The following is a 14,958-nucleotide window of genomic DNA, read 5'->3' as shown; positions in this document are numbered from 1 at the left end:
GGGGTTTATTAGAAAGTCTCCACAACATGCTGATATACAACGACTTTCACGTTTCGTTGTGATGCGTCAGCAAACATGGGGGCATATTAGAAAATATTCATAAAATACTGATATATCATGACTTTCATGCACAAATCACTGATAGTCAGAGAAATCTCCTGCTGCCAACCTACTCAAAGTCAACACATATGATCTTGTAAGCCTTGTCAACACTGTCTGAATCAGGATTCCCAGGATTAACAGGATAAGGCAGGATTATCTATCCTGAACATCCTATCCATCCTGGTTATCCTGATTCAGACAAATGCAATAACTTCTGAAAAAGCAATAAGATGTCGATTTTGAGAACCTATTCAAATGTTAATGCATCCCTTGGACAGATAGTTATACATTGCTTGCAGTTTATGCATTTGTAAGGATATCCGTCATCATCAACTTTCACAAGATTCACAGGACACGCAGATATACATGCAAGGCATTTATCGCATTTATCTTTATTTATACGATATGTTTTTCCTTTAAGCTCAATTGCACCTACAGGACAAGCCTCTGCACATGCTCCGCACTGATCACAAATATCCACAAAATATTTTCCAGGTTCAGGAAATTTCCCATAAACATGCAACATTGCTTTTGAAGGATTGATTTCATTTAAGTTCTGCAAGGTACAAACAAGCTCGCAGGCCTTACAGCCCGAGCAGGTTTCATTATTAAAAACAAGTCCCATTTCAGCTCCCAAATTCAAATTAACATTTATGATGTTTTAAACTTTTTTCAACTATTAAAAAATTAATCCTAAAAATATGCAAAGCACATACCAAAGTTATTTTTTTAACTGCAAAACAACTGTTTATTACTGGTTCAAACAGCAATCAACAAGGAACAACCTTCATAATATCCATCAATAAATCTAAATTGCAAAATGAACTGTTCCTGGAAAATCAATATTTTTTTATAAATTTATTTTGATAAACATGTAAAAAACTTTAAATTGATAAATATGGTGTTATACTATCAACAGTTAAAAATTATACCTATGACATTTTTCATTAAACTGTGGCAAAAAAAATGATTCAGGAGGTCAAAATGCTTGCAAACATAAATCCCCAAAACACCGAAAGCTGGAAAAAACTCACAGAGCACTACAACAAAATGCGTAACATACACATGAGAAAACTTTTTGCAGAAGATCCTGAACGTTTCAGCCGTTTCTCCATACGTTTCAATGATATACTTGTTGATTATTCAAAAAATATCATCACCGATGAGACAATCTGCCATCTTGTCGAACTTGCCAAGGAGACAGAGCTTCCTGATGCCATGGAAAAAATGTTCACTGGAGACAGAATCAATGGCACAGAAAACAGAGCAGTTCTCCACACAGCTCTTAGAAATATAAAAAACAGCCCTGTCATTTTTGATGGTGAAGATATTATGCCAAAAATAAATCTAGTGCTCGAACAAATGAAAAAATTCTCAGATGACATAGGCTCTGGAAAGTGGAAAGGATATACCGGAAAACCTGTAACAGATATTGTCAACATCGGCATAGGTGGCTCAGATCTTGGCCCTTTAATGGTTACAGAGTGCCTTAAACCCTATGCAAAAAAAAATCTATCTGCCCACTTTGTGTCCAATGTAGATGCCACCCATATTGTTGAAACATTAAAACACCTGAATCCGGAAACCACCCTTTTCCTTATTGCATCAAAGACATTTACCACACAGGAGACCATGACAAACGCTCACAACGCGCGCAAGTGGCTTCTTGCATATGCAAATGGTGATGAAAGTGCTGTCAAATACCATTTTGCAGCTATCTCTACAAATAAAGACGCTGTCCAGAATTTTGGAATTGACAGCAGCAACATGTTTGAGTTCTGGGAGTGGGTAGGAGGCAGATATTCCCTCTGGTCTGCCATAGGACTTTCCATATGCTGTTCAGTGGGATTTGACAACTTCCGAGAACTTCTTTCCGGTGCCCATGATATGGATCTTCATTTCAGAAATAGCTCTTTTGACAAAAACATTCCGGTGATACTTGCCCTTACAGGAATCTGGTACACAAATTTTTTTGGAGCCAAAAGTGAAGTTATTCTGCCATATGACCAGTATATGCACAGATTTCCGGCCTACTTCCAGCAGGGAAATATGGAGAGCAACGGCAAAAGCGTTGACCGTAACGGCAATGAAATATCCTGGTCAACAGGCCCTGTAATATGGGGAGAACCTGGCACCAACGGTCAACATGCCTTTTATCAGCTTATTCATCAGGGCACAGAACTTGTTCCTGCCGATTTTCTTGCACCTGCCAGAAGTCACAACCCTTCAGGAGATCACCACAATATTCTGATTTCCAATTTTCTTGCCCAGACAGAGGCACTCATGCAAGGGAGAGATTATGAAACAGTAAGGGATATTATGAAAAATGAAGGAAAAACAGACGATGAGATCAAAAGGGTTGCTCCTCATAAAGTATTTAAAGGAAACAGGCCAACAAATTCCATTCTCTTCAAAAAACTTACACCACGTACATTAGGTTCCCTCATTGCCATGTATGAACACAAAATTTTTGTACAGGGAGTCATCTGGAATATTTTCAGTTTTGATCAATGGGGAGTTGAGCTTGGAAAGGAGCTTGCCAGAAAAATTCTCCCAGAAATTAAAAATAGTCACAAAACTGATACACATGACAGCTCAACGAATGGCCTTATAAATACATTTAAAACCATGATTTAAAAAATTTTCACTTTTTCTGAATAAAATTACTTTTTACCCTTGCCTTTACATTTTTCTTTTGCTATCACTGACCTTGTCAAGTTATGATTGTACTTGTTTTATACAGGCACTTTTGATATTCAAATCAAGACTTATAAAACTGGCTTTATTTGTTTCGCACAATTTGTTTATTACTAAAAAAAATCTGCTTTTTATATAAAATAATTGTAGAAGAAACCTCCTTCAGAGGATTTCAAAGTGGAGAACAATACATCCTTTTTAAGACAAAAAAAACAATTAACCCGGCATCATGTGGTAATGCCTTTTACAAAATCTGTCGGGATTGCTTTCAGAAGCATTAAGGCACGTTTTTTACGATCCATTATAACAACCATAAGCCTTGTACTTGCTGTCTCTTTTTTATGTTTTACACAGGTCACAAGTGATATTGCAAATAGCCTTGCATCCCTTGAAAATGCCGATCTGCAAAGAAAACTAACTGCCGCAGGATATGATCCTGCACCTGATACAAAAGAAGAGACAACACAGACAAATAAATGGGCAATCAAGAACAGCCCCAAACAAAAATGGATTGTCTCTCTCTCACTGCTTGTTTGTGTGGTTGGAATTGTTAATGCCCAGTTGATGGCTGTGACTGAAAGATTCAGGGAGATCGGAACCATGAAGTGCCTTGGGGCACTGAACCATTTTATTGTAAGGCTTTTCATGCTGGAGGCGCTGATGGAGGGAGGAGCTGGTGCTTCAGCAGGTGCAGTTTTCGGAGCATTGTTTGCACTGTTGACATCGTTTTTTCAATACGGCTCCACAGTAATATATACACTTCCGCTTCAGGATATTTTACTGTCAATGGGCAAAGCTTTCATAACAGGATGCATCCTAAGCCTTGCAGGAGTGATTTATCCAGTTATTGTTGCAGCCCGTATGGAGCCTGTTGAAGCAATGAGAATGGAGAACTGATGAATTCCCGATTTAAGGAATGAGTACAAAATAACTTCCCCATTTTGATTTAAAAAAGCGGGCGGGAATCACTGCTCACGGATATAAACGGTCACGTTATTTAAACCCCATTCCCAACTCTTTTTTCAAGTAAGGAATATGGAAAGTGCCCGAAAATCATGAAGAGAGCAAAATCGTACGCGTATCCAATGTGACCAAAAATTTCCATATGGGTAAAATGGAAGTACAGGTATTAAAGGGAATAAATCTTGATATTACTGCTGGCAGATATATCTCCATCATGGGACCTTCAGGCTCAGGCAAAAGTACACTCTTCAACATGATAGGCGGCTTGGACAAACCAACATCCGGTCAGGTTTTCATAGATGAAGTGGACATTGCCCAGCTTGATGCCTATGAACTTGCATGGTTGAGATGCAGAAAAATCGGCTATATTTTCCAGACATTCAACCTGATTCCGCTGATGACTGCCCTTGAAAATGTTACCTTGCCCATGACATTTGCAGGAGTGAACAGTGATGATGCAAATGACAGGGGCATGACCCTGCTTAAGATGGTGGGGCTTGAATCAAGATATAACCACAAACCTTCCGAGCTTTCAGGAGGACAGCAACAAAGGGTTGCTGCTGCAAGGGCGCTTGCAAACGATCCAGGTATTATTCTGGCAGATGAACCTACTGGAAACCTGGATCTCAGGACAGGAGAAGAGATCATATCTCTTCTTCAGCAATTAAGTCAGGAAAAAAACATAACTATTATTTCCGCCACCCACGATTTTAAAATGCTCAATGTTTCAGACCAGGTAGTCTGGATAAGGGATGGGCAGGTGGATAAGATAGAAAACAGAGACGAGCTTTCAATATCACTTGGAGAGATCTCCATTGGCAATAGACACTAAACCATGAACAACCAATGAGGTATAAGTAATGATTTTTTTACCGTGAAAATGACTATCATTTTTATATTTGGGGGTGACTGATACACAAGCATGAGTGTTTATTTCGTACTCATTCCTTAAAATTATCACGATCTGACTTTTTCAGATCAAACCAAACTTTTCAGATTAAACCAAGTTGCTTATAGTAAATAAAAGTATTTTTTAACCAAAGTGGTATTAAACCACCAAAAAAACAAAAAGAGAGGATAATTATGAGTAAAAATCCAGACATTTTGACAATTCCCCAGGCAGCAAAATATTGTGGTGTTACACGTATGAGCATGTGGCGTTGGGTAAAAGCAGGAAAAATAAATTCTTTCGTCACTCCTGGTGGACATCACCGCATAATTAAGTCGGACCTTGAAAAATCCCTGAAGGCCCAGGGAATGAAAATGATGATCAGGCAGATTGATGCACCGGCAAGGGTTCTTATTGTTGATGACAATGAGCTTGTGGTTAAAGGTCTTGAGAAACTTTTCCTTGAAAATACATTTGAAGTTGAAACTGCCAAGGATGGTTTTGAAGCAGGTGTAAAGGCCAAACAGTTCAATCCCGACCTTATTATACTTGACCTTATGATGCCCAACATGGATGGCTTTGAGGCATGCCGTTTCATCAAAACAAATGACTCAACATCCCATATCAAAATCCTTATTCTCACAGGTCATGCATCACAGGAAAATGAAGATGAAATTCTTGATGCCGGTGCAGATGACCTTATGGAAAAACCGGTGGATAACGAAGAACTGGTTGAGAAGGCAGAAGATCTTCTCAGGGATCTGCACTGGATAAAGGATCACATAAGAGCCAAACGCAGAAGAGCCTATGCAGCATCTAAAGCATAATTATATTACATAAATATCATTTAAAATGCATTTCCGGTGGAATTATAAGTTGTACCAATGTAGCACTTGACACCACCGGAAATGCATGGCATGTATCTTAAGCTGGTTTTCCTGTCCGGCGGAACATCTTCTATCCGGTAATTTTTACGAATATGATGACTCATACAACATGATTACTCCATAATCGTATAAGGTTGAAGATTTCAACTTCTCCATGCTCGGGCACTGGACACATTACCCCAAAGGTACATTATAAAAAATGAATAAAATATTGCTTGTGGATGATGAGCCAATTATTCTAAATGCCATTGCAGTTCTGCTCAAACAAAAAGGTTATAGTATCACAACCGCCAGCAGCGGCGAAGAAGCCCTTGAAATTATCCAGCACCAGACATTTGATCTTGTCGTTACAGATCTTGTAATGGATAAAATTGACGGCTTGACACTTCTTAAAAAAATAAAACACACCTTCAACGAAACCATGGTCATGCTGCTCACAGGACATGGGGAACTTTCGTGTGCTGTTGACGCAATGCGTCTTGGTGCAGATGATTTTCTTGTAAAACCTGCCGAACCATCTATTTTGTGTGCCCGTGTTGCAAAGTGCCTTGAAAAGCTTGAGACTCTTAAACTTGCTGCCAAAACAGAACAGGCAGTACATAACATGGAAAAAATTTTCCATAAATTTGAAGCGCTCTCAACCATGGCAGGCGGTATAGCTCATCAGTTTAACAACGCCCTTGCAGAGATACTTGGCAACATTGAGTTGCTGAAGATGGACTATTCAGGCGAAGAAAAGCTTCTACTCAGATCCGGCAAGATAAAAAAATCCATTGAAAAAATGACTCGCCTTACCACACAGCTTCTCACCTATGCAAGGGGTGGAAAACATCGCAACTCCCCCATCTCCCTGACTGACTTCCTAAAAAAACAGCAACAGAATATCTTGAATGACCCAGAAAAACAAAACGAGTGCAATACTGTTTTCAATATCTGTGAAGAAGAGCTTTCTGTTAATCTGGACAAGGTTCAACTGGAGATGCTCTTCTCTGCAATATACTCCAATGCCTGCGAAGCCCTGAAGGATAATGGCAAAATCACAATTACACTTGATACTCACCGTGTCTCCATATCAAACATTCTCAACCACCCAGGACTTAAGCCCGGGGCACATGCATCTCTTAAAATAAGTGATAATGGTACAGGAATGAATGAAGAGACAAGGCACAGGGTAATGGAGCCTTTTTTCTCCACCAAATTTCAGGGACGAGGCATGGGAATGGCCGCAGCTTTTGGCATTGTGAAGCATCATAAAGGCTGGATCAATATAGAGTCAGAACCTGACAAAGGTACAACCGTCACCACATTTTTCCCACTTGCTATTACTGATGACGAACAAAAATCATTACAATCTCTGGAACATGGAGATCCACAAAGAAGAAAAGGCACAATTCTTGTAATTGAAGATGAAAAAATGGTCATGGATGTCAACTTTGCAATTCTTGATATCCTTGGCTATCATGTTCTCAGTGCAGGCACTGCAACCGAAGCAATTCACATTGCAGAAAACTACCATGGCCAAATAGACATTATACTGCTTGATCTTATTCTTCCGGATATGCCAGCTAAAAAATTGCTGCCCCTTCTGAAAAATGAAAAACCCAATGCCAGAATCATAATATGCAGCGGCTATGCACTTAATGGAGAGGCACAGGGCTATCTGGAACAGGGAGCAGATGCCTATATCAAAAAACCATTTTCGATTGCAAAAATATCAGAAGTGCTTGCATGGAAACCCCATTGACCAGAAAAATCTATTGTGTACAGAATGAACTGCTGATTTTCATAATTATTTTTCTATCTTTATTCGCTTTTACCAGCACATCAAATGCAGATGAAAAAAATTCATTCCATAAAATGCTTGCTGGTATATATGAAGTTCAGACTTATCCCTTTCAAATTCCGGCACTTGAAACAGATAACTCCACAATAACAATAACACCCCACAGAAAAACACAACGCCACCATCATACTCTAGCTCCTAATACCTGGGTTCCAAACAACGGAACACCAGCTACCCCTTACGAAACCTGTAATATCCCCCCCCTAACCTTTCCCATAGAACCTTTCCATTACAATGCAATTTCTCCCCAATCAACCCCTCCGGAAGGAATAGAGGGGCATCTTGTATTTGCAGGAAATGGTGAGCTGAAAATGTTCAACCACCAGAATATCAAAAAAGCCATTGTGCTTATGGATATAAACTCCGGAAAGAACTGGCTTAACGCTGCTAACCTTGGAGCATCTGCACTTATTTTCTATGACCCTGGGGACTCTATAGGCTGGACATTTAAGGATAAAAGGGAAGTTACGCCCCTCAACTTTCCCATGTTCCGCATGGAGAAAAACAGACTTGAAAAACTTTTAGGTATTGCATCAATTGAGTCTGTAGAAATAGAGACCCTTGCCGATCTACATGTAACCATAAAGTCTAAAGCTGCCTGGAAACAAAAAACAGCAGAAAATCACTACGCCATAATAAAAGGCAATAATGCTCAACTTTCCGGTGAGATGATTATTGTTGAAGCATTTGTCCCTCCTGACTCAGGTTCAGATCAGAGTTGCAGCATCAATACGCTTTATGATCTTGCAGAGGTTTTGCAGAAAAACCCACCTTCACGATCTGTCATGCTCATTGCCACCGAAGGCCACAAGCTTGCCCTTGCAGGGTGGCGGGAGATGGTCTGGAGCCTTGGTACCAAAAAAAAGGTTATTAAAAATATAAAGAGTGAACTTGAGGAGCAGATCTCAGATGTAGAGGATAAAATACACTGCCTGAACAGTTACTTATTAAACAATCACTTATCTAAAAAAAACGATGATGATGCCACATTTCAAAGCATAAGAGAAAAAACCATTTTCAATCAGGCAATTTCGGGACGTATTGCCACTGAAGTTGATGATCTTTCAAGAGAGTTAATAACCCTTCGCATAAAAAAAAATTCTAAACCTTCATTGCCGATTTCAACAATCAACCCAGACAATGAAAATAATGGGGAATATTTTCACGCCAAGTCCACTCCTGCTCCGGAGGACAATAAAAATAGAAAAAACAATCTTCACAGTAAACCCTCATGGCCAAATGAGATTTCGGCCACCCCCGATCATGAAAACAGAATGTTTTTTCACGGTACAAATATTAAAGAGAAGATCAAGTCCGTGGCTGAAAAAAGGCTGATGCTCAGAAAGCTTGAATGGACACCTGATTACACTAACCTCTCCTTTGAGGAGAAAACTGCGCTTTCAAGGATTATAAAACTTTCCCTTGCCGATCTCAAAGAGAGGCAAAAAGATCTGAAACAGCAGAAAAATCTTATAAAACATGCATTATCATTCAGAAGCCAAATGGATGAATATGAGATAAAGGCAGCCATATCACTTCATCTTTCCAGCCATGGAACAGGTTTTGGAGGATTTGATAAAGGGTGGCTCTATCCCTTAAAATCAGGAATTAACCGCTCCCAGGATTATCGCTACCTTAACTCCATTTTTAAAAACAGCGCAATGTTACTTGCAAAATCAACTGGCCTGCCACATCTCTACCAGGAGACTTTAAGACCCAATCGCCTCACACCCTGGCAAAGTTATTTTCCTGACAGACCTGCCCTTGGTGGAGAAGTCACGGCACTTGCCGGAATGCCTGGTTTTACCTTTGCAACCCTCAATGATGCACGCTCCAACTGGGGAACTCCCTCTGACACCCCGGAAAACACTAACAACAGATATGCAGCACGCCAAAGTTCTGAAATATGTCATATCATTGCAGAACTTTGCAATATTCCCGTGATTCCTGAAATGAAGAACCCCAGGAACGGATTTGCCACAATAACAGGGAGATGCAAACGATTGCTTCACGGAGAGCTTTTTGCTGTTCACCCTGCAACAGATGCCCTAATATTTGCATCCCAGGGCCAGGGCAACTACTATGCAATTTCCGACACCACCGGAAGCTTCACTATAAAAGGAGTTGCAGACAAAAAACATGTTCTGGACAAAGTGATAATTGAGGGCTACCGTTTCAATGAATCTGACGGCAGGGTGGAGCTTGCAATTGACAAAAAACAGACCGGAAAATCAGCCTACCGCCTGAAAATGAACCGAAAGGAGATGTCAACTGATATCATAATGTTCAATGCGGAACAGACAACTATTTTCAACCTCATGGAACCCGGCAACTTCAACTACATGACAAAAATTGATATTTTTGACGGCCGCCGCGACGCACTTCCCCTGAAATACTGGTACAGCAGGATTGATACAAGAAGCTCAACAATATGTTCGATCTTCACAGAACCTGGAACCCCTATCAAACTTACCCTTTCAGATTCAGTTTTAAAAAAAAAGCTTATCCTAACCAATGCTTCACCTGAAAAGCCCCAGGGCACAGGTTACATTACAGAAAAATGGCCAGCCATAAATAACACTTCCTTTCATGTTGCAACTGACATGTGGAACCTTATAACGCCACGCGTTGATACCCTTGAAAGTCACGGCATTTTTAATGCATCCATAAGAAAACTTCAAAACAAAGGTACCCTCCATTTAAAGACGGCAGAGTCTGCCCTTGAACAAATGAAGTATGACAAATTCCAGGCTGCTGCCACAGCATCCTGGGCTCTTGCATCAAAGGTTTATGAAGATGTTGAAAAAACACAAAAGGATGTGCTGTTTGGTGTACTTTTTTATATCGCACTATTTGTTCCATTTGCATTTTGCATGGAGAGACTTCTCTTTGGTTTTGCCAATATATATAAAAGGATCATCTCATTCATCACCATACTCATAATTCAGATTACCATTATATATAATGTTCATCCTGCATTTCAGCTTGCTTACTCTCCAATTGTAATCATACTTGCATTCTTTATTATTGGCCTGTCAACAGTTGTTTCCATGATCCTTTTTTTAAGATTTGAACGTGAAATGGTTCTGATACAGAGGAAAACCTCCCATATGCGCCAGGAGGAAATAAGCAGTTTAAAGGCATTTACAGCAGCCTTCCATCTTGGAGTAAGCAACCTTAAACGGCGACGCACAAGAACGGCATTAACATGCACAACACTTGTTATCCTGACCTTTACAATCATGGGATTTACCTCTGTAAAATCCATACGACTGCACACCAATACAAGGCTTGACAGCGCATCAGGGTACAATGGTTTTCTAATGAAGCAACTTAACTGGAAGGATTTTCCCCATGAATCACTTGGGGTCATAAAAAATACATTTTCAGAAAAAGCTGTTATTGTGCCAAGGGTTTGGTTAGAGAATCACAAGAGAAGTTCTGCACCTCTTATATCTGTCATAAAAGAACTTAATACTTCATGGAATCATACAAATAAAACAGCACAGGCAAGCGCAATAGTCGGCTTTGACTCTGATGAGAGTCTTGTAACTGCCATTGATCGTATTCTTGTTAAAGGCAGATGGTTTGATGCTGATGATAAAAATGTTGTCATAATTCCCCTTCCAATGGCAGATTCACTCTCCGCTGCCACAGGAGACACACTTCTCATAAGGGGAACTCCATACAGTGTCAAAGGCATTTTTGATCCCAAAATCTTTAATTCCATTACAGATCTTGATGGCGAAATAATGACTCCTGCCATTTTTCCCGATGAAACAACACAGGATCTCACGGAGGTGGAGATGGAAGCTCTGGAGTCAGGAGAGGATATTTCCTCTTTTGAGAGCAGATATACCCATATTCCAACTGAAAAAACCGTTATTATACCTGCTAAAACCCTTCTTGCATATGGGGGCAAACTAAAGGGATTTGCAGGTACTCCTATTACAGGTACTCCTATTACAGGCGGCAATGTTAAACAAACCAGTTCTGACCTGCAATTTAAAGACCAATCAGAGAAAAAAAGTCTTCCGTCAAAAGCTGTTGATTCACCAAAGACAATTGATTCATCAAAAGCTGTTGAGCTACTTGCAAGGGAAGTAACCGATCGTTTTAAAATGGTTCTTTTCACAGGAACGGAAGATGGCTCCTTTGTCTATAACGCAAATGACAGCATAAACTACAGCGGTGTACCAAATATTTTGGTACCAGTTCTTATATCAATAATGATTGTACTTAACACAATGATATCAAGCGTACATGAACGAAAACGGGAAATCGGCATCTACACATCTGTTGGACTTGCACCCAACCATGTAGCGTTTCTTTTCATTGCAGAGGCAATGGCTTTTGCAGTCATAAGCGTTGTGCTTGGCTATCTTGCAGCCCAGGCTTCGGCACATTTTTTTGCAAACACGCCCATGTGGGAAGGAATAACTGTAAACTACTCATCCATAGCAGGGGCAGGGGCAATGATTCTTGTAATTGCAGTCGTCATGATATCTGTTATATATCCTTCAAAAATGGCTGCAAGAATTGCAATCCCTGATGTAAACAAAACCTGGAAACTACCTGAACCAAAAGGCAACTGCCTGGAAATAACACTGCCGTTTTTACTCAAAATGCATGAACACAAAAGTATTTCAGTTTTTTTATACAATTGGTTTAGAGAGCATCAGGATTACTCACACGGCATTTTTTCAACAGGAGAAGTTAAATATGACTGTTCTGAAAATTATCCCAATCAACATTCATGGTTACATTCAACAGAGGCACACAAATATAAAAAAATAGTAAGCCGAATATGGCTTGCCCCTTTTGATCTTGGCATGATGCAGAAGATTACAATCACATTTACTCAATCCATGACAGATTCAACATACCTTCAGATAAAAACTGAAATAGAACGAGAATCAGGTGAAGCAGACATCTGGCTTCGTCTGAACAAACGATTTCTATTTGAACTGCGTAAGCAGCTTCTCATATGGCGCTCCCTTGACGAACAAAGCAACAGAAACATTCCAACCCCGCTGCCAGATCCCATATCTCATAAAACAAACAACTCGCAGGGTTCTCATAAAACAAGCAGCTCTCAGGTATCTCATAGAACAAGCAGCTCTCAGGCATCTCATAAAACAAGCAGCTCTCAGGCATCTCATAAAACAAGCAGCTCTCAGGATGAGCAAAGAGATCAGGACATCACAAAACCAACGACAAAAATGGAGGATATGTGAATACCAAACCTTCATGCCCAACACCTGTCACTTCTGAAAATGTTTCTGTCACTTCTGGGAATGTTTCTATCACTTCTGAAAATCTTTCTGTCACTTCTGGGAATGCTTCTATCACTTCTGGGAATGCTTCTGTCACTTCTGAGAATGCTTCTATCACTTCTGAAAATGTTAATGAACAGGATTATTCCCACGGGATAAAAGCTTCAGACACTACCTCTGGTAAAGAAATTCATCCCATACGATTACGGGCAGTGTTTATAGGACTTTTTTTTTCAGCAGTTATCTGTGCTGTAACCCCTTTCAACAATGCCTTCAGAAATGCAACGCCACTTGGCGGCGGCCATTTTCCCCTTGCACCTTTTTTTATTTTCATATGGCTTACCCTTTTTACGGCACTTCTGGGCAAAATGATATCACACAAAAAATCGCCCTCTATTTTTACCGGAAGAGAGCTTTTTCTATCTTGGATACTAATGGTAACAGGCTCAGGCATTGCATACACCGGACTTGCAAGAACATTCTTTTTTAACCTTACGGTTCCACTGCGTTTTGCAACTGTTGAAAATCGTTGGAAAGATATTTTACAGCCACTTTTGCCCAAAAGTCTATATCCAGATTCCATGGACTCGGTCAATCTTCTTTATACCGGTCTTAAGCATGGGCAGGATATGAACTGGCTTTCCGTAATCAAACAGATCCCCTGGCACACATGGCTAACACCGCTTATGCTATGGGGTATATTTATTATGCTCTGCTACTGGGTGATGCTATGCATGATCAATGTTCTGAGCCGCCAGTGGGTGCAGAATGAAAACATGAACTTTCCCCTTCTTAGTGTACCCCGGACTCTATGTGATGCTCTGGACAGACAGGCCATATTCTCTTTTTTTTCAGACGGATTCCTGCTTGCCGGCCTTATGATTCCGTTTTTCCTCCATACACTGAACGGCTTTCACTTCTATTTTCCATCTGTTCCCGAGATTCCCACCCTGGTGCTGGCAGGACCATATTTTCCTGAATATGGTATTTTTGCAGGCTTTCACAAACTAAAGTTATACTTTTATCCTGCTTTCATAGGTTTTGCATTTATAACATCCCGCCAGATATCCTTCAGCTTCTGGTTCATGTTTCTTTTATGTGGCCTTCTATCAGGCCTTCTTGCTGTAATGGGATACAATATTCCTTCCTCTTCACTTGGAACAACCTTCGGACCAACTTTAACACTGCCTGAAGAGACACAGATGATAGGAGCCTATGGAGTATTTTTTATTTTTATTATCTGGCTTTCAAGAACCCACATAAAAGGAACATTTTTACAGGGCATTTCCAATATTAAATCAACATCTTTCCTGACAAGGATCTTATCGAGATTTATCTCTTCAAAGAACATTATAACTCCATCAGTGAATATATCAAAACCTTCACCCACCATAAAGGATGCAACAGATAATCCGGAACTTTTCAATGCATCCCTTTCTGCATGGGGAGGAGTTGCAGGTATAGCTGCATTAATAATATGGTGTATATTGTTTGGTATGACCCCGGGAGCAGCCATACTTGTTATGGGTGCTTTTTTCATGGTAATGCTGGTATCAACCAGAATCATTGCCCAGGGAGGAGTTGCCTATTTCACAATTACTGCGGCTCCAATAGATGGTATTATTGCATTTTTCGGCCCTGGATTTTTTACATCAACAGGTATCCTGATTGCAGGGGTAATGCAGAAAATGCTCTTTCTTGACCTCAGAGAATCCTTGATGCCTTCCCTTCTCCATGCTGCAAAGATACATGAACAGATAAGATCAAGACGCATAATAATTGCAGGCATCCTTCTTGTGCTTCCAGTATCTATAATTGTATCATTGACTGCCATGCTTGCACTTTGCCACAAATATGGACTACAGGGTCTTCAGATGGAGTGGGCAGCCCGTACAACATTTTCAGTATATGAAAAAATATTTCAGGTTATTGATAATCCAAACCCGGCCGGAGAGTGGATAGTGATATTTTCCATAGCTGGTGCCCTTGTCATGATGATTCTCGTGATATGCTACAAAAGATTCTACTGGTGGCCACTGCACCCTCTTGGATACCTGACGGCCTACAGTTCCGCAATGAGAATCCTCTGGGTGAGCTTTTTTATTGGATGGTTTTTCAACACCATCTGCATACGTTATGGTGGTGTGACTATTTTCAGGAAAGTTCGCTACTTTTTCATAGGATTAATAATCGGAGATTTTCTGATGGGTGGCATATGGGCGTTTGCAGGGCTTTTCAGCCATAACAGCTATCAGGTATTGCCTGGTTGATCATCACAATCAAAAGTGGAGAGCAGACCTT

At 40.2% G+C, this 14,958-nt stretch carries 9 protein-coding genes; 7 read left to right on the top strand and 2 right to left on the bottom strand.

From position 1 onward, the window contains the following. Nucleotides 1-349: 349 nt before the first annotated feature. Nucleotides 350-727, bottom strand: coding sequence for a 4Fe-4S binding protein (locus MTBBW1_RS22760; RefSeq protein WP_080807714.1), 378 nt, complete (start codon nt 725-727; stop codon nt 350-352). A 359-nt stretch (nt 728-1,086) separates the two neighbouring features. Here MTBBW1_RS22760 and pgi point away from each other — a divergent pair, with 359 nt between their 5' ends. From pgi to MTBBW1_RS22740, 4 genes are all read left to right on the top strand, one after another. Further along, nucleotides 1,087-2,739, top strand: coding sequence for a glucose-6-phosphate isomerase (pgi, locus tag MTBBW1_RS22755; protein WP_080807711.1), 1,653 nt, complete (start codon nt 1,087-1,089; stop codon nt 2,737-2,739). 237 nt (nt 2,740-2,976) lie between these two features. Beyond that, nucleotides 2,977-3,696, top strand: a complete 720-nt coding sequence (locus MTBBW1_RS22750) for an ABC transporter permease (protein WP_245809527.1) — start codon at nt 2,977-2,979, stop codon at nt 3,694-3,696. A gap of 145 nt (nt 3,697-3,841) precedes the next feature. Further along, nucleotides 3,842-4,594, top strand: a complete 753-nt coding sequence (locus MTBBW1_RS22745) for an ABC transporter ATP-binding protein (RefSeq protein WP_245809526.1) — start codon at nt 3,842-3,844, stop codon at nt 4,592-4,594. 251 nt (nt 4,595-4,845) lie between these two features. Next, nucleotides 4,846-5,478: a response regulator gene (locus MTBBW1_RS22740; RefSeq protein ID WP_080807708.1), complete on the top strand. Its 633-nt coding sequence runs from the start codon at nt 4,846-4,848 to the stop codon at nt 5,476-5,478. 20 nt (nt 5,479-5,498) lie between these two features. Here MTBBW1_RS22740 and MTBBW1_RS28670 read toward each other — a convergent pair whose 3' ends face one another. Then, nucleotides 5,499-5,642, bottom strand: coding sequence for a hypothetical protein (locus MTBBW1_RS28670; protein WP_186441649.1), 144 nt, complete (start codon nt 5,640-5,642; stop codon nt 5,499-5,501). A gap of 95 nt (nt 5,643-5,737) precedes the next feature. Here MTBBW1_RS28670 and MTBBW1_RS22735 point away from each other — a divergent pair, with 95 nt between their 5' ends. From MTBBW1_RS22735 to MTBBW1_RS22725, 3 genes are read left to right on the top strand one after another with little or no spacing between them, the layout of a single operon-like run. Further along, a complete protein-coding gene (locus MTBBW1_RS22735; RefSeq protein ID WP_080807705.1) occupies nt 5,738-7,282 on the top strand; it encodes a hybrid sensor histidine kinase/response regulator in 1,545 nt (514 codons plus the stop codon). After that, nucleotides 7,279-12,618: an ABC transporter permease gene (locus MTBBW1_RS22730; protein WP_186441648.1), complete on the top strand. Its 5,340-nt coding sequence runs from the start codon at nt 7,279-7,281 to the stop codon at nt 12,616-12,618. Before MTBBW1_RS22735 ends, MTBBW1_RS22730 begins: the two co-directional genes overlap by 4 nt. Beyond that, nucleotides 12,615-14,927: a DUF6785 family protein gene (locus MTBBW1_RS22725; RefSeq protein WP_245809525.1), complete on the top strand. Its 2,313-nt coding sequence runs from the start codon at nt 12,615-12,617 to the stop codon at nt 14,925-14,927. The genes MTBBW1_RS22730 and MTBBW1_RS22725 overlap by 4 nt, the downstream gene beginning before the upstream one ends. Nucleotides 14,928-14,958: the final 31 nt, after the last annotated feature.

This window comes from Desulfamplus magnetovallimortis (assembly GCF_900170035.1).
GTDB lineage: Bacteria > Desulfobacterota > Desulfobacteria > Desulfobacterales > Desulfobacteraceae > Desulfamplus > Desulfamplus magnetovallimortis.
The sequence above is the reverse complement of the archived record's forward strand: the minus strand, read 5'-3'. Positions and strand labels throughout refer to the sequence as shown.

What these genes read in the sequence shown, in the direction of transcription:
- MTBBW1_RS22760 (WP_080807714.1), bottom strand. Translation starts at nt 727, where the DNA reads ATGGGACTTGTTTTTAATAATGAAACCTGCTCGGGCTGTAAGGCCTGC.
- MTBBW1_RS22740 (WP_080807708.1), top strand. Translation starts at nt 4,846, where the DNA reads ATGAGTAAAAATCCAGACATTTTGACAATTCCCCAGGCAGCAAAATAT.
- MTBBW1_RS28670 (WP_186441649.1), bottom strand. Translation starts at nt 5,642, where the DNA reads ATGAGTCATCATATTCGTAAAAATTACCGGATAGAAGATGTTCCGCCG.
- MTBBW1_RS22735 (WP_080807705.1), top strand. Translation starts at nt 5,738, where the DNA reads ATGAATAAAATATTGCTTGTGGATGATGAGCCAATTATTCTAAATGCC.
- pgi (WP_080807711.1), top strand. Translation starts at nt 1,087, where the DNA reads ATGCTTGCAAACATAAATCCCCAAAACACCGAAAGCTGGAAAAAACTC.